The organism is Streptomyces sp. NBC_00353, assembly GCF_036108815.1.
GTDB lineage: Bacteria > Actinomycetota > Actinomycetes > Streptomycetales > Streptomycetaceae > Streptomyces.
Genome location: NZ_CP107985.1, coordinates 8,451,747 through 8,470,747 on the forward strand (window position 1 = coordinate 8,451,747; position 19,001 = coordinate 8,470,747).

Below are 19,001 nucleotides of genomic sequence, written 5' to 3' on the forward strand. Positions count from 1 at the left end.
CTCACCGGGTGCGACCGCAGCTGGTGGGCGCGTCCGTCGTGCTCCTTGGCCTCCGTTGCTCCTGGTGGCGCGCTCAGAGCCCCAAGGCGTCGTCGGACCACTCGAATGCCGGCGCTCCACCCGCGCCCGGCGTCTGTTCGGACCAGATGACCTTGCCCTTGGCGGTGTAGCGGGTGCCCCACCGGTCGGCGAACTGGGCGACGAGGTACAGACCGCGGCCGCCCTCGTCCGTCGTCGACGCATACCGCAGATGCGGTGCGGTGCTCCCGGAGTCGGACACTTCGCAGATCAGCGAGCGGTCGTGCAGCATCCGGACGCGGATCGGGGCGCCGCCGTAGCGGATGGCATTGGTGACCAGCTCACTGAGGATCAGCTCGGTGGCGAAGATCTCTTCCTCCAGCCCCCGGTCGGTGAGCCACTGGGACACTTCCTTGCGGACCCCGGCGACGGCCGACGGGTCGGGCTCGATGTCCCATTCGCCGATGCGGGAGGGGGCGAGGATGCGCGTAGCGGCGACCAGGACGGCGGCGTCGTCACCCGGAGGGGTGGGCAGGAGCGCTGTGATCAGGTCGTCGCAGGTCTCCTCCGGAGTGCGGTGCTGTCCGGCCAGGGTGTCGCGCAACGTGTCGAGGCCGGTATCGAAATCCTGCTCGCGCGACTGGACGAGACCGTCGGTGTAGAGCACCAGACGGGTCCCCTCCGGCAGCGGCAACTCCACTGCCTCGAAAGGCAGTCCGCCGATGCCCAGAGGCAGGCCTGCCGGGACGTCGGGGAACTGCACCGTGCCGTCGGGCAGCACCAGGACGGGACCGGGATGGCCGGCCCGGGCGACGGAGCAGGTGCCGGCCACCGGGTCGTAGACGGCGTACAGGCAGGTTGCTCCCGTGACCTCCGCGCGCCCGCCGTCGGCGTGCTCCTCCTGGTCGATGCGTGCCACCAGTTCGTCGACGCGCGCGAGGAGTTCGTCGGCCGGCAGGTCCAGCGTGGAGAAATTGTGGACCGCGGTGCGCAGGCGGCCCATCGTCGCGGCGGCGTGCAGACCGTGCCCGACGACGTCACCGACGACCAGTGCGACGCGGGTACCGGTCAGCGGGATGACATCGAACCAGTCGCCGCCCACCCCCTCCTGAGCCGGCATATAGCGGTATGCGACGTCGAGAGCGTCCTGCTCGGGCAGGCCGCGGGGCAGCAGGCTGCGCTGCAGCGTCACCGCCATCTCGTGCTCGCGGGTGTAGCGGCGGGCGTTGTCGACACAGACGGCTGCCCGGGCGACCAGTTCCTCGGCGAACGTCAGATCGTCCCGGTCGAAGGGTTCCGGATTCTCCGCCCGCCAGAAATTCGCCATGCCCAGGACCGCACCGCGGGCGTGCAGCGGAACGGAGAGCAGGGAGTGGACACCGTACGCGAGGATTTTCGCCGCCTGTTCGGGGTCGGGCCCCTGCCAGCGCGGCTCGGCGGACAGGTCCGGCACCAGCATCGTGTGCCCACTGATCAGGCCCAGGGCCGGCGGGCTGGTGGGAACGAACCCGATGATCCTTCCGATCGGATAGAAGGGGTGGTCGCCGCGCACGCCTGCCGCAGCCGTACGCCGCATGTCCAGCACGGTGCCGAGCGGCACCGACGGCTCCTCACCGTGCAGCACGGACTCGGCGAGGTCGACCGAGGCGAAGTCGGCGAAACGGGGGACCACCACTTCCGCCAGCTCCTCCGCGGTCCGGGTCACATCCAGGGTCGTCCCGATGCGCGCACCGGCCGCGTGCAACAGCAGGAGCCGCCCCCGTACCTCTGCGGCCCGGCCGGCAAGGGCGGCCAGTTCCGTCGTGTCCCGCAGGGTCGCGACGGTCCCGGCGGGTCCGCCGTGTTCGTCGGTGGGCCGCAGATTGACGGCCAGCAGCCGGTCGCCGGCCATGCTCACCTCGTCGGAGGCGACACGGCCGGAGGCGAGCAGTTCCGCGAGGGGAGGAGGCAGGCCGACATCTGTCATCGGGCGCCCCTCGGCGTCCGCAGGCAGGCGCAGCAGCCGCCGGGCCTCGTCGTTGGCCAACACCAGCCGTCCGTCGCCGTCGATGATGAGCACACCTTCGCGTACGGAGTGCAGCACCGCGGCGTGATGGTCGTACAGTCGCGTCATCTCGGCGGGGCCGAGCCCGCGCGTCTGCCGCCGCAGACGTCGGCTGACCAGCGCCGCTCCGCCGGAGGTGAGGGCAAGTGCGACCACCGCGGAGCCGGCCAGCACCGGCAGTTCGCGGTCGGCCATCTTGTTCACGTTCGTGACCTTGATGCCCACGGACACCAGACCGGCGGTCGAGCCGTCGGACCGCGGTACGGGCACCACCGAGGTCACGGCCGGCCCCCGGCTCCCCGTGAACGTTCGGGTGAAGCCGTGCCCGAGAGCCGCCTCCTTGTACGGGCCGAGGACGTGCTTGCCGATCAGCGCGCGATCGGGGTGGGTGTAGCGGATACCGCGTGTGCTGGACACGACGACGTACTCGACGTGTGTGCTTTTCCGGACCTCGTCGGTAAGCGGCTCCAGCACGGCGGTGGGATCCGGGCCGTCCAGCGCCGTCACGATGCCGGGGGAGTGAGCGAACGTGACGGCGACGGCGTTCGAACGGCTTCGGGCTTCCTGAACGGCGGCATGCCGGCCCTGCCACACGAGCGAGAACGCGGCCACGGCGACGATCAGCACCACCAGCGCCAGCTCCAGAAGCAGCACCTGCCCGGCCACGGAGCGCACGCCGAGCAAGGTATGGGAGCGCCCAGGGCGCGATGGTCGGAGCCTTGCCATACATCTGCCAAAGCTGCCCATAGCTCCTTTTTACCAGCTATGTCCATACAAGAATTCGAAGAGGATCGCTTGCATGGGCAACGGGTGCGGTACCCGGGGCGGGGCCGTCACAGCGCCCCTCCGGCAGATGGTGGCCTCGGCCGGCCCCTGCCCTCGTCGGAGGCGCCGGCCCGCTTGGCTGCCGCCCGCGTCCGCGCCCGAGGCCTGGTCGGCGGGTGCCCCGCCGCCACCGAGACCGTCGTCCGCACCGACCGCGACCTGCCCGCCCCCGGGCGAACGATCACCTCTGTCGTGAAACCGCTGGGGGCCCGGCCGCAGGTCGGACGAGACGTCAGAGGCGCGGGGCCGCTGTGCTGCTGCGCACCACCAGGTTGGTCGCGAGGTCGACCCGAGTGGTCGCGGGCTGCTGGCCCCGGCTGAGATCGAGGACCAGCCGGGCGGCGGTCTCGGCCATCTCGATGAGCGGCTGGCGCACCGTGGTGAGCGGCGGCCCGATCCACCGGGTGAGGGGCAGATCGTCGAAGCCGACGACGCTGAGGTCCTCCGGAATGCGCAGGCCCAGCTCGCGAGCGGCCTCGTAGACGCCGAGTGCCTGCAGGTCGTTTCCGGCGAAGATGGCGGTGGGCGGCTCGGGCAGCCGCAGGAGTTCCAGCCCCGCGGTGTAGCCGTCCTCGTGCGAGAACTCGCCCTCCCGGACCAGATCGGGATCGATGGGCAGCCCCGCGGTCTCCATGGCGGCCCGGTAGCCGTCGACCCGGGCTCGGCTGCACATCATCCGGGACGGGCCGCTGATGACACCGATCCGCCGGTGCCCGAGACCGGTCAGATGACGCGTGGCGGCCAGCCCGCCCTGCCAGTTCGTCGTTCCGACCGACGGCACGTCGTCACCCGGGTCACCCGCCGGATCGACCACCGCGAAGGGGATGTTGCGGCTGGTCAGCTGGGCGCGCTGGGCCGCGGTCAGATCCGAAAGCACCAGGATCACACCCACCGGCCGACGGGCCAGCACGCCGTCCACCCAGGTCTGGCCCGGTGTCAGCCGGCCCGCGCTCTCGGAGAGCACCAGGCTCAGCCCCTCCTCCCGGGCGACGTTCTCGACGCCTCGGACGACCTCCATGGCCCAGCCGCTGTCGAGCTCGTGGAAAACCAGATCGATCAGCTGCGACTGCGCCGTGGAACCCCGCCTGCGGCGGTAGCCGTGGAGCAGCAGCAACTCCTCCACCCTGGTGCGCGTACCGGGGGCGACGTCGGCTCGGCCGTTCAGCACTTTCGAAACTGTCGGTGCCGAGACTCCGGCCGCGCGAGCGATCTCCGCCAGCGTGGCGGTGCTCTGCGACGGCACGTCGGCAGACGCCTTCTCCTGTGGTGACTGGACCTTTGCAGGGCTCATGCAGGAATCGTAGCTTCATGTCCCTCGGATCGGGGAAGGGGTCAGGGTTCGGAAAATCCTTCCGCGAACCTCTTGACGTGCCCGAAACACGACCGTACGGTTCCGGCAACATTCGAAAGACATCCCGAAACATTCGACAGAGGTGCGGTCATGCGGTCGGGCATTTTCACTCAGGGCACGCGTACGGCGAGATGGACCGCAGCGGGTGCGGCCATGGTAATGGCCGGTCTGCTGGCGGGTTGCGGTACGAGCGGGGGCAGCGGTAGCGACGGTGGAACCATCACCGCATACGTCTACGGCGATGACGCGGTCAAGGTTCAGCAGGCCGCGGTCACGAAGTTCAACAAGACCTCCAAGGTCAAGGTCAAGCTGGTGTCGGTCCCCGGCACCGACTACGTCAACAAGCTCCGCAGCGCAATGGGCTCGCCCAGCGCGCCCGACGTGTTCTTCAACTGGGGTGGCGGCTCGATCAAGCCGTACGTCGACGCGAAGCAGCTTGTCGACCTCACCTCCACCGTGAAGAACGACGCCACGCTCAAGGACGGATTCCTTCCGTCGATCATGACGGCGGGCAGTCTCGACGGGAAGATCTACGGCGTGCCGATGCGCGGCATGCAGCCCGTGATGCTCTTCTACAACAAGACGCTCTTCGCCGAGAACAAGCTTGAGGCCCCCAAGACCTGGGAGGACCTGCAGAACGCCATCACCACCTTCAAGGCCAAGGGCATCACGCCCTTCGCTCTCGGCGGCGCCGACAAGTGGCCCGAGCTGATGTGGATGGAGTACCTGCTCGACCGGATCGGCGGACCCGAGGTCTTCCAGAAGATCCAGAACGGCGACACCTCCGGCTGGGGCGACCCGGCAGTGCTGAAGGCGGCCCAGACCGTCAAGGAGCTCGTCGACCAGGGTGCCTTCGGCAAGAACTTCAACTCCGTCGACTACGGCAACGGTGGCGCGCCCACGCTCCTCAACAAGGGCAAGGCCGCCATGCACCTCATGGGCTCGTGGGAGTACTCGACCCAGCTGGGCAAGGCGCCGGAGTTCGCCAAGAAGGACCTGGGCTGGACCGCCTTCCCGACCGTGGCCGGCGGCGTCGGCGACGCGGCGGACGTGGTGGGCAACCCGACCAACTACTGGTCGATCAACGCGCGCACCAAGCACAAGGACGCCGCGATCGCCTTCCTGAAGACGATGGCCTCGCAGGAGTACGCCAAGGCCCTGGTCGACAACGGGGACATCCCCACCACGTCCAACGCGGCCTCGATGCTCAGCACGTCGCCCAACCCGCAGTTCGCCAACGACCAGTACAGCCTGGTCCAGAAGGCGCCCAGCTTCACGCTCTCGTGGGACCAGGCACTGGAGTCCCAGTACGCCACCCCGCTGCTCACCGAGCTCAGCAAGCTGTTCGCCGGCAAGTCCACCCCTGAGCAGTTCGTCGCAGCGATGAAGGCCGTCAAGTAAGCATGTCCCACCACACTCCGCACGTGAAGACGCGTGGGGGCAGGAAGACGGCCGTCGGCAACGTCGGCCGTCCTCCGGTCAGCTGGGCTCTGCCCGGCATCCTCTTCTTCGCCGTCTTCGCGATCGTCCCGCTGGCGATCGCCGTCTATCTCTCCTTCTGCCAGTGGGACGGGCTGAACTCCCCGACCCCGACGGGCCTGGACAACTGGACCCGGCTGTTCAAGGACCCGGAATTCCGCCAGGCCGCCTGGCTGAGCCTTCTGCTGACCACCATCAGCTGGGCCTTCCAGACCCCTGTGGCACTGCTCCTCGGTGTCTGGGCAGCGGGCCGGCAGCGCAGCAGGGCCGTGCTCTCCGCGGTCTTCTTCATCCCGCTGCTGCTCTCGACCACCGCCATCGCCATGCTCTTCCACGCCCTGCTGGACCCCAACTTCGGCGTGATCACGGAGATAGGGCCCTGGTTCGGGATCGACCCGAACATCATGGGATCCTCCACCGGCGCCCTGCTCACCGTGGCGTTCGTCGGCGGCTGGCAGTTCATGCCGTTCCACACCCTGATCTACCAGGGCGGCGCCCGGCAGATACCCGAGGTGCTGTACCAGGCGGCCGAAATGGATGGCGCCGGCATGTTCCGGCAGTTCTTCCACATCACTCTGCCGCAGCTGCGCCACACCATCACGACCTCCTCGGTTCTGATGATCGTCGGCTCGCTGACGTACTTCGACACCGTGCTGATCATGACCAAGGGCGGTCCCGGCACGGACACCACGGTCCTGCCGTATCTGATGTACCGGACCGGCTTCCAGACCTACGACCTCGGCTATGCCGCGGCGATCGCCACGGCCCTGGTCGTGGTGGCCACCGCCCTGTCGCTGATCCTGGTCCGCTTCAGCGGCTTCGGGAACATGCGGTCCACCCGGGAAGGTATGTGACGAGATGTCAATCGACACCCGCCCCGAGGCGCCGGCGATGTCGCCCGCGATCCGACGTCATGGGGCCGCCGCCCGCCGCAGCAAGCGCTGGGGCAACCCACTGGCCGGTCTGGGCTCGCTGGTCTGGCTCGTCATCGTGGTCGTACCGATCTACACGCTGATCTCCTCGTCGCTGATGCACCAGGACGAGGCGCTCAACGGGGACCCGCTGGCCTTCCCCACCCACCCGACGCTCGACAACTACAACACCGTGCTGCACAGCGGCTTCTCCACGATGCTCGTCAACACGGCGATCGTCGCGGCGTCCACGGTGGCCATCGTGCTGCTCCTCGCGGTGCCCGTCGCCTACGTGGCGGTGCGCACCCGCAGCCGGCTCTCCTCGCTCGCCTTCCGGACCTTCCTGCTCGGCGTGGCGATCCCGGCGCAGGCGGTGATCGTGCCGCTGTATCTGCTCATCGGCAAGATGGGGCTCTACGACACCCTGCCCGCAATCATCCTGCCGACCGCCGCTTTCGCGATGCCGGTGGCGGTACTGGTGCTCAGCGGCACCATGCGCGATGTCTCCGAGGAGATGTACGAGGCGATGGCGCTCGACGGCGCCTCGCCCCTGCGGATGCTGTGGCAGCTGGCCATCCCGATGTCCAAGGCCGGCATCAGCACGGTGGCGATCTACACGGCGCTCCAGGCGTGGAACGGCTTCCTCTTCCCGCTGATCCTGACGCAGTCGGAGGAGAACCGGGTACTGACCCTCGGTCTCTTCAACTTCATGACCCAGTTCGGAGTCAACATCCCCGCCGTTCTGGCCGCGATCGTCCTCTCCGTCGTACCCATCTTCGCCGTCTACCTCGTGGCTCGGAAGGCGCTGATCAACGGACTGATGGGGGTGGGCGGCAAGTAACGCACCCACGCCGCCCCGCACTACCGCACTCATGAGAGGAACCCCTGCCGCCATGGCAATCCCCCCTGCCCCGCATGCCCACCAGGCCTCCCGGCCCACCGCCGTCGACGGCCCGTGGCGCGACCCTTCACTCACCCCCGAGACACGGGTGGCCGACCTCGTCGCCCGGATGACGCTGGAGGAGAAGGCCGCGCAGCTGTACGGAGTCTGGGTGGGCGCCGACGCGGACGGTGACGGGGTCGCACCGCACCAGAACGACATGGTCGACCCGGTCGACTGGGACGAGCTCACCACCCGCGGCCTCGGCCAGCTGACCAGGCCGTTCGGTACCGCCCCGGTGGACCCCGGCGTCGGCGCCGTCTCCCTGGCCCGCGCCCAGGAGCGGATCGTGGAGGCCGGACGGTTCGGTATCCCGGCGCTCGCCCACGAGGAGTGCCTCGCGGGCTTCACCGCCTGGGGCGCCACCGCGTACCCCGTCCCGCTGTCCTGGGGAGCCGCCTGGAACCCGGAGCTGGTCACCGAGATGGCCCACCGCATCGGCCGCGACATGCGGTCGGTGGGCATCCACCAGGGGCTGGCACCCGTCCTCGACGTGGTGCGCGACCTGCGCTGGGGCCGAGTGGAGGAGACCATCGGCGAGGACCCGTACCTGGTCGCCACCATCGGCACCGCGTACGTCCGCGGCCTGGAATCCGCCGGGATCGTCGCCACTCTCAAGCACTTCGCCGGATACGCCGCCTCGGCGGGCGCCCGCAACCTGGCTCCGGTCCGGGCCGGTGTGCGCGAGATGGCCGACGTCGTCCTCCCGCCCTTCGAGATGGCGCTGCGGGAAGGGGGCGCCCGCTCGGTGATGCACTCGTACGCCGAGATCGACGGCGTGCCCGCGGCGGCCGACCCGGCGCTGCTCACCGAGCTGCTCAGGGACACCTGGGGGTTCGACGGCACCGTCGTCGCCGACTACTTCGGCATCGGCTTCCTGGAGACACTGCACAAGGTCGCCGCGGACCGCGGCGACGCCGCCCGCCTCGCGCTGAACGCCGGGGTCGACGTGGAACTTCCCACCGTCCGCAGTTACGGCGATGCGCTCGTCGCCGCCGTGCGCGACGGCTCCGTGGCCGAGGAGCTGGTCGACCGGGCGCTGAACCGGGTCCTGCTGCAGAAGTGCGAACTCGGACTGCTCGACCCGGAATGGTCGCCGCTGCCGGCCGTGCTGATCGGGGCGGACCCCGAGCAGGCACGTGCCACGGTGGACCTCGACCCGCCGGAGAACCGGGCACTCGCCCGGCAGCTGGCCGAGCAGGCCGTCGTGCTGCTCGCCAACCCCGGCGATGCGCTGCCGTTGCGCGGCGACGGCCGGATCGCGGTCGTCGGCCCACGCGCCGACGACGCCCTGGCCATGCTCGGCTGCTACTCCTTCCCCAGCCACGTGGGGGTCTCGCACCCCGAGGTGCCGATGGGAATCGACATTCCGACCGTCCTCGAAGCGCTGCGGGGGGAGTTCCCCGGCGCGGACATCGGCTCGGCGGCCGGCTGCGACGTGGACGGCACGGACACCTCCGGCATCGAGGCGGCGGCCGAACTCGCCCGCCACAGCGATGTGTGCGTCGCCGTGCTCGGCGACCGGGCCGGGCTGTTCGGCCGCGGCACCTCCGGTGAGGGCTGCGACGCCGCCGACCTCGCCCTGCCCGGTGTCCAGGGTGAGCTGCTCGACGCACTGCTGGCCACCGGAACCCCGGTGATCCTCGTGCTGCTGACGGGCCGTCCGTATGCGCTGGGCCGCTGGGCGGACCGGACGGCTGCCACCGTGCAGGCGTTCTTCCCCGGCGAGGAGGGCGGTCCGGCACTGGCCGGTGTGCTCTCCGGCCGGGTGAACCCCTCCGGCCGGCTGCCGGTCGGCGTCCCGCACGGCCCGGGCGGCCAGCCGTGGACGTATCTGCAACCGCCGCTGGGGCTGGCGAGCGGGGTCAGCAATCTGGACCCGACGCCGCTCTACCCCTTCGGACACGGCCTGTCGTACACCTCGTTCGAGTGGGAGGCCGGCGCCGCTGCCCCGGCCGAGCTCCCCACCGACGGCTCCACCGACATCGAACTCACCGTCCGCAACAGCGGGGACCGCGAAGGCGCCGAGGTGGTGCAGCTCTACGTGCACGACCCGGTCGCCCAGACCACCCGCCCGGAGTCGCGGCTGATCGGGTACGCCCGGGTGCAGCTCGCCGCCGGGCAGACCCGACGCGTGCGGTTCCACTTCCATGCCGATCTGGTGTCCTTCACCGGTATCGGCGGCCGACGGATCGTCGAACCCGGCGATCTCGAACTGCGGCTCGCGACATCCAGCGCGGCCGACGACGTCGAGCAGACCGTGAAGCTACGGCTCACCGGTCCCGAGCGCACGGTCGATCACCGGCGCCGCCTCGTCTGCGACACGTCGATCGAACTGATCTGAATCCGCCCTTACTTGAGGGCCCGGGCCTCCCCGCTCCAGCTGCGGGGAGGATCCCGAAACTTTCGACTCGGTACATTCCATCGAAGGGACATGTCATGCGCAAGGCAACTCAGGCTGCCGTCGTCGGCACCGCCGCCGCAGCCCTGCTGGTCTCCACGTTCACTGTCGCCGCCAGCGCCACCCCCGAGAACGCCGCCCACCACACCAAGCCGAAGAGCGACACCGCGGCCAAGACTCTCGGCGCCCTCGGCAAGCGCGCCGACCTGCGGATCGGCACGGCGGTCGACATGTCGGCGCTCGCCTCCGACGCGCCCTACCGGGCCAAGGCCGCGGGGGAGTTCTCCTCGGTCACCCCGGAGAACGTCATGAAGTGGGAGGCCGTCGAGCCGCAGCGCGGCACGTACAACTGGGCTCCCGCCGACGAGCTGGTGGACTTCGCCAAGGAGAACGGCCAGCTGGTCCGGGGGCACACCCTGGTCTGGCACAGCCAGCTGCCCGCCTGGCTGAACAACGGTGACTTCACGGCCGACGAGCTGCGGGAGATCCTGCACAAGCACATCACCGACGAGGTGACCCACTTCAAGGGCAAGATCTGGCAGTGGGACGTCGTCAACGAGGCCTTCAACGACGACGGCACCATGCGCAACAGCATCTGGCTGCAGAAGCTCGGCCCCGGCTACATCGCCGACGCCTTCCGCTGGGCGCACCAGGCCGACCCCAAGGCCACGCTCTTCATCAACGACTACAACATCGAGGGCGTCAACGCGAAGAGCACCGCCCTCTACAACCTCGTCGTACAGCTCCGTAAGGAGCACGTGCCGGTTCACGGCGTCGGCATCCAGGGCCACCTGGACGTTCAGTACAGCGCCCCGCACGACATTGCCACCAACATGAAGCGCTTCGACGACCTCGGTCTGGAGACCGCGATCACCGAGGCCGACGTCCGCATCCCGATGCCCGCCGACAACACCGAGCTGGAGGCGCAGGCGGAGGCCTACGACGTACTGCTGCGGGGCTGCCTGCTGACCGAGCACTGCACCGACTTCACGGTGTGGGGCTTCACCGACAAGTACTCCTGGGTTCCCGGCGTCTTCACGGGCGAGGGCGCGGCGAACATCCTCGACGAGAACTACAAGGCCAAGGCCGCGTACAACGCGATGAGCCAGGACCTGACGCTGGCCGCAGGCAGGGACTGAAAGCGCACATGATCAACAGCACGGTGGAGGCAGTGCGGTGACGGACGGCCTCCGGATCCATGCAGTGAAGATCACCCCGGTCGCCTTCCGTGACCCGGCGCTGCTGAACGCGGTCGGCGTGCACGAACCGTACGCCCTGCGTGCGATCGTCGAGGTGGACACCGGCGAAGGCCTCGTCGGCCTCGGCGAGACCTATGCCGACGAAGGTCATCTGCGCCGGCTGCGGGCGGCTGCGGACGCCCTCATCGGAATGGACGCGTACGCGCTCGGTGCCATGCACCGCAAGGTCGCCGAAGTCCTCTCCTCGGACAACGGAGTCGGCGGCTCCGGACTGACCGGGATGATCACCACCAGCAGTGCCGTGGACCGGGTGTTCTCCCCGTTCGAAGTGGCCTGCCTGGACCTCCAGGGCAAGGCTGCCGGTCGCCCGGTCAGCGACCTGCTCGGCGGAGCGGTGCGCGAGTCCGTGCCGTTCAGCGCGTACCTCTTCTACAAGTGGGCCGCGCACCCGGGACAGGAGCCGGACGGCTGGGGTGCGGCACTGGATCCGGAGGCCGTCGTCGCCCAGGCGCGCCGGATGATCTCCGAGTACGGCTTCACCGCGATCAAGCTCAAGGGCGGTGTCCGGCCGCCCGCGGAGGAGGTCGAGGCGGTCCTCGCACTGCGCGAGGCCTTCCCCGACGTGCCGCTGCGGCTCGATCCCAACGCGGCATGGAGCGTGGAGACCTCGGTCGAGGTGGCCCGCCGCCTGGAAGGTGTCCTCGAGTACCTGGAGGACCCGACGCCCGAGCTGGACGGCATGGCGCAGGTGGCCAGGCAGACGCCGATCCCGCTGGCCACCAACATGTGCGTCGTCGCGTTCGAGCATCTGGCGCCCGCGGTCGCGCAGGGGTCGGTCCAGGTGGTGCTCTCCGACCACCACTACTGGGGCGGCCTGCACCGCTCCAAGCTGCTCTCCGGCATCTGCGACAACTTCGCCATGGGGTTGTCCATGCACTCCAACTCGCATCTGGGGATCAGCCTGGCCGCGATGACCCATCTGGCGGCCGCCACGCCGAACCTCACCTACGCCTGTGACACCCACTGGCCGTGGAAGACCGAGGAAGTCGTGGAGCCGGGCGCGCTGACGTTCACCGACGGGGCCGTGCGGGTTCCGAAGGGGCCGGGGCTCGGCGTCGAACTCGACCGCGACGCACTCGCCCGCCTGCACGAGCAGTACCTCGACTGCGGTCTGCGCAACCGGGACGACACCGGTTACATGCAGCGGATCGACCCCCACTACGAGGAGAAGACTCCGCGCTGGTGAGCGGCGGCGGCCCACGGCTGCCGCAGTACCTCCGCGCATCACAGCATTCCAAGGAGCATTCATGGCTTGGCTCGACTGGGCCGCCCTCGGCGGCTATTTCCTGGTGATGCTGCTCATCGGCCTCTGGTCGCACCGCCGCGTCGGTGATGTGAGCGACTACTTCACCGGTGGCGGCCGGATGCCCTGGTGGCTGTCCGGCATCTCCCACCACATGTCCGGATACAGCGCCGCCGTGTTCGTCGCCTACGCGGCCATCGCGTACAGCTACGGCATCACCGTCTACGTCTGGGCGTTCCTGCCGCTCGCGCTGGGCACCGGTGTGGGTGCCTGGCTGTTCGCGCCGCGCTGGAACCGGCTGAGGCAGCGTTACGCGGTCGCCTCGCCGCTCGAATATCTCGCCAAGCGCTACAACGTGCCCACCCAGCAGGCGCTCGCCTGGAGCGGCGCCCTGCTCAAGGTGTTCGACGTGGCCGCCAAGTGGGCGTCCGTCGCCGTGCTGCTCAATGTGTTCACCGGCATGTCGATGACGGCCGGCATCCTGATCACCGGCGTCGTCACCCTGCTCTACTGCACCGTGGGCGGGCTCTGGGCCGACGCGCTCACCGACTTCGGGCAGTTCGTCATCCAGGGCATCGCGGCGCTCGCCATGGTCTGGGTGGTGCTGGACCGTCTGGGCGACGGCATCTCCGGTCTGGGCACGATCTGGCACAAGCTGCCCGAGGGACACGGTCACCCGCTGGTCGGCTCCTACACCGCCACCTTCCTCGGCGCATACGTCGTCGTGAAGTTCTTCGAGTACAACGGCGGCATGTGGAACCTGGCCCAGCGCTACATGGCCACGGACACCCCGCAGGCCGCCCGCCGTTCGGCCGGGCTCTCCGCGCTGCTGTACGTGATCTGGCCCGCGGTCCTGCTCTTCCCGCCCGTCGCCGCGGCCGTCCTGCTGCCGGACATCGCCGAACCGCAGAAGGTCTACGCGCTGATGGCGGAGTCGTACCTGCCGGCCGGACTGGTGGGGCTGACGCTCGCCGGGATGTTCTCGCACACCATGGCCATGGCCTCGTCGGACGCCAACGCCGTCTCCGCGGTCGTCACCCGGGACATCATCCCGGCGGTCGTGCGCCGCGCCAAGGAACTGCCGCCGGCGACCGGACTGCTCATCGCCCGCGTGTGCACGGTCGTCTTCATCACCGTGAGCATGCTCGTCGCCATCGAGGCGGATCACTTCGGCGGGGTGCTGGGCATCATCGTCGGTCTGGTCGCGGCCGTGATGGGGCCGATCTCCATCCCCATGCTGCTGGGGCTGCTGCCTCTCTTCCGCAAGTGCGGGCCGCGCGCCGCCCTGTCCTCCTGGGCGCTGGGGCTGCTGGGCTACGTCCTGGTGAAGTTCGTGCTGGAGAGCACGGACCAGACCGTCATCATCGTGACTCCGCTGGTGACCTCGCTGGTGGTGTACGTGGTGGTGGGCCTGCTCAGCCCGGAGCCCGACGCGACGGCCGACGCGATCGTGGCCGCGGTGTCGCCCGCCCCCGACGGTGACAGCGAGCCGGTGGCTGCCGCGGTGCCGCAGGCCGCCGTGCCCGGCGCCTCCGACTGACGAGGTTCCGAACCCCGTACCCCCTACCCGACAACTCGTCAAGGTGCACACCCGTCCAATTTGTCATGGGTGTGAACAAAACTGGGAGAGCAGTATGGACAAGCACTTCCCGCAACATGCGAGCCGCAGATCGATTCTGGGGCTCGGACTGGGGCTCACCGCCCTGACAGCAACGCCTCTCGGCTCGCTGCTCGGTCTCTCGTCGGAGGCCCTGGCCGCCGCACCGGGCCCGGCCGGACTGCCGACCGATCCCGGCGCGTACATCTCCTTCACGCCCCGCTCCGGCAGCTTCCCGCTCTTCAGGGCGGGTGCAGCGGCCCCGATCCTGGTCAGCGACCGGGACCACGCGGGCGTCGTCCGGGTGGCCGGTGATCTCCAGGCCGACATCGAGCGCGTCAGCGGTGTCCGCCCCGTTCTCTCACGGGGTGCGACACCGAAGGGCCGCGAGATCGTCATCGTCGGAACCATCGGCCGCAGCCCGCTGATCGACGGACTGATCGCCGCGGGCAAGATCGACGTCTCCGGCATCAAGGGCAAGTGGGAGACCAGCCTCCAGACCGTCGTCGAGAAGCCGCTGCCGGGTGTGGACCGGGCCTTCGTGATCGCGGGCAGCGACCAGCGCGGCACGATCTACGGTACGTACGACGTCTCCCGGGGGATCGGTGTGTCGCCCTGGTACTGGTGGGACGACGTCACCCCCGTACACCGGGACGGTCTGTACGTCCTGCCCGGCCGCCACACCCAGGGCACCCCGGCCGTGAAGTACCGCGGGTTCTTCATCAACGACGAGAACCCGGCGCTCGGCACGTGGGCACCGGCGTTCTTCGGCCCCGGCAAGGCCCCCGGTTTCGAGGGCGGCTTCAACGCCGACTTCTACGCCAAGATCTTCGAAGTGATGCTGCGCCTCAAGGCCAACTACCTCTGGCCGGCTGTCTGGGGCCGCGCGTTCGCCGAGGACGACCCGAAGAACCACGCCACCGCGAAGGCGTACGGCGTCGTCATGGGCACCTCGCACGAGGCGCCCATGATGCGCGGCATCGAGGAGTGGAACCGGCACGCCGTAGCCGCCGTCCGGGACAGCGCGGGCAACATCACCACCCCCGGTCACGACCCCTACGGCGGTACCGGCGAGTGGTCCTTCCGCCGCAACGCCGAGGCGATCAAGGCGTACTGGGCCGACGGCATCCGCCGGATGAAGGACGAGGACTTCGAGGGCGTCGTCACCCTCGGCATGCGCGGAAACGGCGATGTCAGCCTGCCGGACGGCGACGGCATCGAGCTGATGACCGAGATCATCGCCACCCAGCGGCAGATCCTGGCCGAGGTCTCCGGCAAGGACGTCACCACGATTCCGCAGGTGTGGACCCTCTACAAGGAGGTCCAGCGTTACTGGGACCGCGGCTTGCGGGTGCCCGACGACGTCACCGTCGTCCTCACCGACGACAACTGGGCCAACATCCGTAAGCTCCCCGACCTCAAGAACGATGCGCGCGACGGCGGTTACGGCCTCTACTACCACTTCGACTACGTCGGGGTGGGCCGCAACTACAAGTGGGTGGACACCACTTCGCTGCCGAACATGTGGGACCAGCTCCACCAGTCCACCGCCTACGGAAACCACGGCCTCTGGGTCACCAACGTCGGCGACCTCAAGGGCAACGAACTGCCCACGCAGTTCTTCCTGGAGTACGCCTGGAACCCCGACCGCTGGACCCTCGACCGGCTGCCGGAGTGGGAGGAGCAGTACGCCCGGCAGAACTTCGGCGAGCAGCAGGCCGAGGACATCGCCGCGGTGCTCCGCAGGTATGCGCAGCTGCAGTCCCGGCGCAAGCCCGAGCTGCTCAACCGCAAGATCACCCTCGACCCGGCCAAGGACCCCGCCAAGGACGCGTCGGCGATCGTCTACGACGACCAGGCCACCCCGTTCAGTCTCACCGACTACCGCGAGCTGGAGCGTGTCACCGAGGAGTGGCAGCAGCTCGGAGCCGACGCCGAACGGATCGGCCGCAAGCTCCCCGCCTCCGTCCAGGACGCCTGGTACGAGCTGGTCGGCTACGAGGTGCAGGCCACCGCCAACCTCTACGCCCTGCGTGAGGCCGAGTTCAAGAACCTGCACTACGCGGCGCAGGGCCGGGCCCTCACCAACGATTTGGCGGCCGCCGCCGAGGCCCGACTCGCCGACGACCTGGCGCTGGCGGACCGCTTCAACACGAAGGTCGCCGACGGGAAGTGGCAGGGGTTCCAGACCCAGCCGCACATCGACTACGGCGATGTGGCCCGTTACGGGCCGAACGCCCCCTGGCAGCAGCCCGAGCTCAACAACGTCGCCATCAAGGACGTACTGTTCCCCGCGGTCAAGCGCATCGACCTCCCGGCCGGCGCCGAGATGGGCGTGGCCGTCGACGGCTCGGACAAGTGGTGGCCCGAGGAGAGCTCCCCGGCCGTGCTGCCGGCCTTCAGTCCGTACCAGAGCCAGGCCGCGCAGTACATCGAGGTGTTCAACCGGGGCGCCGCCCCGTTCGACTACCGGATCCGGACAGGGGCCTCCTGGCTCGTCGCCGACCGCGTCAGGGGCCGGGTCGACAAGCAGGACCGGATCACCTTCCGCGTCGACTGGTCGCGGGCGCCCAAGGGCGTCACGGAGGTGCCGATCACGGTCAGCGGTCCGGACGGCCGCGAGGTCGTCGTCCAGGCTGTGATCGACCGCCCCAAGGAGCGGCGCTCGCAGCTCGAAGGGTTCGTCGAGGCCAACGGATACGTCTCCATCGAGGCGGACCACTACTCCCGTTCCGTCGGCGGCAGCGGGATCACCTGGCAGCGCATCCCCGGTATCGGACGGACCGGCGCCGGTATGGAGCCCTTCCCGGTCACCGCCGCCCGCCGGACTCCGGGCGGCGGCAGCCCGCGGCTGGAGTACCGGGTCAGCCTGTTCACCACCGGGCCGGTCACGGTGCACGCGTACCTGTCGCCCCGGAACAACGCGCTGGCGTCCGACGGCCTCACGTACGCCGTGTCCTTCGACGACGACGCGCCGCAGAGGGTGAACGTCACGGCGGTGACGGGATCCGACGACGGCACCATGAACGTCCAGTGGGCGCGCAACACCTCCGACAACGTCAACCGCACCAGTACGGTGCACCACATCGGCCGGGCCGGTGTGCATGTGCTGAAATTCTGGATGGTCGACCCGACGGTGGTGCTGCAGAACCTGGTGGTCGACACCGGCGGCCTCAAGCCCAGCTACCTGGGCCCGCAGGAGAGTCTCCGGCTGAAGTGAGCCATGGGACGGGCAAGGGGAACAGAGCGATGAAGAGTGAGATCGAGGACGCCGACGGACACGGTGCGATCCTGGGCGTGACCCCCGTTGGGGCGGGGGTCGAGGTCCGGGTATCGGGTCCGGCGGGGGAGCTCTCACTGATCTGCACCCCTGCCCGGTCCCGGGAACTGGCTGCGGCTCTCGCCCGTGCGGCGGACGAGGTGGAGAGCGCGCAGTCGGCTGAGCCCGTCACCGTCACGGCGCAGGAGCTGCGCCGCGGTGACGTACGGCACGGCGACCGGGCCATGACGGTGGAAGCCGTCAGGGTCGACGGGGCCACCGCCTACGTCACCTGGAAGTCGGGCGCCGGGCGCAGCTGGACCCAGGGCTACGACGCGGACGTGGAGATCACGCTGCGGCGCCGCGCCTGAGTCGTGAACGGCTCGCGGGCGAGGCCCTTCCCGGATTCGGGGAGGGCCTCGCCTGCGTTGTCGCGTTGTACGAGAACCTTCGTAATTTGACGGACGTCGTAGTACGGGAGGTATCGTACTAGCGGTCCTGTCGTCCCGGCGAAACGGAGTCCGCCGTGAGTGTCCTTTTCGAGCCCTGCACCTTGAGGTCGCTTGTCATACCCAACCGGGTGTGGATGGCGCCCATGTGTCAGTACAGCGCGGAAGCGGTGGGGCCGAATGCAGGCGTCGCGACCGACTGGCACTTCGCCCACCTTGCGGCACGCGCCGCCGGCGGGACCGGTCTCATCCTCACCGAGGCGACGGCCGTCAGCCCCGAAGGCCGGATCAGCCCCGCCGACCTCGGTATCTGGAACGACACCCAGGTGGCCGCCCTCCGGCGGATCACCTCCTTCATCAAGGGCCAGGGCTCCATCGCCGGCATCCAGCTCGCCCACGCCGGCCGCAAGGCGTCGACCGCTGCCCCCTGGCAGGGTGGAGGGCCCGTGGGACCGGACGAGCACGGCTGGCAGCCCGTCGCCCCAAGCCCGCTCCCGTTCGACGAGGGCCATCCCGTACCGCACGAGCTGACCGTGGACGAGATCCACGGCGTCGTCGACCAGTTCCGCGAAGCCGCTCGCCGGGCTCTCGACGCGGGCTTCGAGGTCGCCGAGGTGCACGGAGCCCACGGGTACCTCGTAGGACAGTTCCTCTCCCCGCACAGCAACCGGCGCACGGACGAGTACGGCGGCAGCTTCGACAACCGCGTCCGGTTCGCCCTGCAGGTCGTCGACGCCGTGCGCGAGGTATGGCCCGAGGACCTGCCCGTCTTCTTCCGGATCTCGGCCACGGACTGGCTCACCGAGAACAACGAGGACGACCGTGAGGGCTGGACCGTCGACGAGACGGTACGGCTGGCCAAGGAGTTGCAGGCCCACGGCATCGACCTGCTGGACGTCTCCAGCGGCGGCAACGCTCCGAACGCCCGCATCACGACGGGCCCCGGATACCAGGTCCCCTTCGCCGCCCGGGTGCGCGAGGAGACCTCGCTGCCCGTCGCGGCCGTGGGACTGATCACCGAGCCGCAGCAGGCGGAGAAGATCGTGGCCGACGGGCAGGCGGACGCCGTGCTCCTCGGGCGGGAGCTGCTGCGGAGCCCGTCATGGGCGCAGCACGCGGCGCGCGAACTGGGCGGCGAGGTCCACAGGCCCGCCCAGTACCTTCGAGCCGTCTGACACGACACCTTCGTGCCGTCCGACACGACGAGCCCCTGCCGGACATCCGG

Annotated in this window: 12 protein-coding genes; 10 read left to right on the forward strand and 2 right to left on the reverse strand. The window is 69.5% G+C overall.

Annotated features, from left to right (window positions below; genetic code table 11):
* Positions 1-73: 73 nt before the first annotated feature.
* Both OHA88_RS38115 and OHA88_RS38120 read right to left on the reverse strand, forming a co-directional pair.
* Positions 74-2,728, reverse strand: a complete 2,655-nt coding sequence (locus OHA88_RS38115) for a SpoIIE family protein phosphatase (RefSeq protein ID WP_443044391.1) — start codon at positions 2,726-2,728, stop codon at positions 74-76.
* A gap of 391 nt (positions 2,729-3,119) precedes the next feature.
* Entirely contained in the window at positions 3,120-4,178 is a 1,059-nt protein-coding gene (locus OHA88_RS38120) for a LacI family DNA-binding transcriptional regulator (protein WP_326602125.1), read from the reverse strand.
* Between the two features lie 213 nt (positions 4,179-4,391).
* Here OHA88_RS38120 and OHA88_RS38125 point away from each other — a divergent pair, with 213 nt between their 5' ends.
* The 10 genes from OHA88_RS38125 (at position 4,392) to OHA88_RS38170 (ending at position 18,951) form a co-directional block, all read left to right on the forward strand.
* Positions 4,392-5,639: an extracellular solute-binding protein gene (locus tag OHA88_RS38125; RefSeq protein ID WP_328629892.1), complete on the forward strand. Its 1,248-nt coding sequence runs from the start codon at positions 4,392-4,394 to the stop codon at positions 5,637-5,639.
* A gap of 2 nt (positions 5,640-5,641) precedes the next feature.
* Positions 5,642-6,571: a carbohydrate ABC transporter permease gene (locus OHA88_RS38130; protein WP_326632403.1), complete on the forward strand. Its 930-nt coding sequence runs from the start codon at positions 5,642-5,644 to the stop codon at positions 6,569-6,571.
* 4 nt (positions 6,572-6,575) lie between these two features.
* Complete coding sequence (locus OHA88_RS38135) at positions 6,576-7,469, forward strand: carbohydrate ABC transporter permease (protein WP_328628861.1); 894 nt, start codon at positions 6,576-6,578, stop codon at positions 7,467-7,469.
* A 52-nt stretch (positions 7,470-7,521) separates the two neighbouring features.
* The gene (locus OHA88_RS38140; protein WP_328628862.1) at positions 7,522-9,912 is read left to right on the forward strand and encodes a glycoside hydrolase family 3 N-terminal domain-containing protein; all 2,391 of its coding nucleotides are present in this window, start codon (positions 7,522-7,524) and stop codon (positions 9,910-9,912) included.
* A 95-nt stretch (positions 9,913-10,007) separates the two neighbouring features.
* Positions 10,008-11,108 (forward strand): endo-1,4-beta-xylanase, encoded by a 1,101-nt coding sequence (locus OHA88_RS38145; protein ID WP_328628863.1) that lies wholly within the window; start codon positions 10,008-10,010, stop codon positions 11,106-11,108.
* 37 nt (positions 11,109-11,145) lie between these two features.
* The gene (locus OHA88_RS38150; RefSeq protein ID WP_328628864.1) at positions 11,146-12,414 is read left to right on the forward strand and encodes a glucarate dehydratase family protein; all 1,269 of its coding nucleotides are present in this window, start codon (positions 11,146-11,148) and stop codon (positions 12,412-12,414) included.
* Positions 12,415-12,475: 61 nt separating this feature from the next.
* Positions 12,476-14,011, forward strand: coding sequence for a sodium:solute symporter family protein (locus OHA88_RS38155; protein WP_328628865.1), 1,536 nt, complete (start codon positions 12,476-12,478; stop codon positions 14,009-14,011).
* Between the two features lie 94 nt (positions 14,012-14,105).
* The gene (locus tag OHA88_RS38160) at positions 14,106-17,288 is read left to right on the forward strand and encodes a glycosyl hydrolase 115 family protein (protein ID WP_328628866.1); all 3,183 of its coding nucleotides are present in this window, start codon (positions 14,106-14,108) and stop codon (positions 17,286-17,288) included.
* A gap of 29 nt (positions 17,289-17,317) precedes the next feature.
* Positions 17,318-17,698 carry a hypothetical protein gene (locus tag OHA88_RS38165; protein WP_328628867.1) on the forward strand — a complete coding sequence of 127 codons (381 nt, stop codon included), beginning with the start codon at positions 17,318-17,320 and terminating at the stop codon, positions 17,696-17,698.
* 155 nt (positions 17,699-17,853) lie between these two features.
* The gene (locus OHA88_RS38170; protein ID WP_328628868.1) at positions 17,854-18,951 is read left to right on the forward strand and encodes an NADH:flavin oxidoreductase/NADH oxidase; all 1,098 of its coding nucleotides are present in this window, start codon (positions 17,854-17,856) and stop codon (positions 18,949-18,951) included.
* Positions 18,952-19,001 lie beyond the last annotated feature (50 nt).

Excerpts from the sequence above, each read along its gene's own strand:
- OHA88_RS38120 (WP_326602125.1), bottom strand. The coding sequence starts at position 4,178 with ATGAGCCCTGCAAAGGTCCAGTCACCACAGGAGAAGGCGTCTGCCGAC.
- OHA88_RS38125 (WP_328629892.1), top strand. The coding sequence starts at position 4,392 with ATGGTAATGGCCGGTCTGCTGGCGGGTTGCGGTACGAGCGGGGGCAGC.
- OHA88_RS38130 (WP_326632403.1), top strand. The coding sequence starts at position 5,642 with ATGTCCCACCACACTCCGCACGTGAAGACGCGTGGGGGCAGGAAGACG.
- OHA88_RS38135 (WP_328628861.1), top strand. The coding sequence starts at position 6,576 with ATGTCAATCGACACCCGCCCCGAGGCGCCGGCGATGTCGCCCGCGATC.
- OHA88_RS38140 (WP_328628862.1), top strand. The coding sequence starts at position 7,522 with ATGGCAATCCCCCCTGCCCCGCATGCCCACCAGGCCTCCCGGCCCACC.
- OHA88_RS38145 (WP_328628863.1), top strand. The coding sequence starts at position 10,008 with ATGCGCAAGGCAACTCAGGCTGCCGTCGTCGGCACCGCCGCCGCAGCC.
- OHA88_RS38155 (WP_328628865.1), top strand. The coding sequence starts at position 12,476 with ATGGCTTGGCTCGACTGGGCCGCCCTCGGCGGCTATTTCCTGGTGATG.
- OHA88_RS38160 (WP_328628866.1), top strand. The coding sequence starts at position 14,106 with ATGGACAAGCACTTCCCGCAACATGCGAGCCGCAGATCGATTCTGGGG.
- OHA88_RS38165 (WP_328628867.1), top strand. The coding sequence starts at position 17,318 with ATGAAGAGTGAGATCGAGGACGCCGACGGACACGGTGCGATCCTGGGC.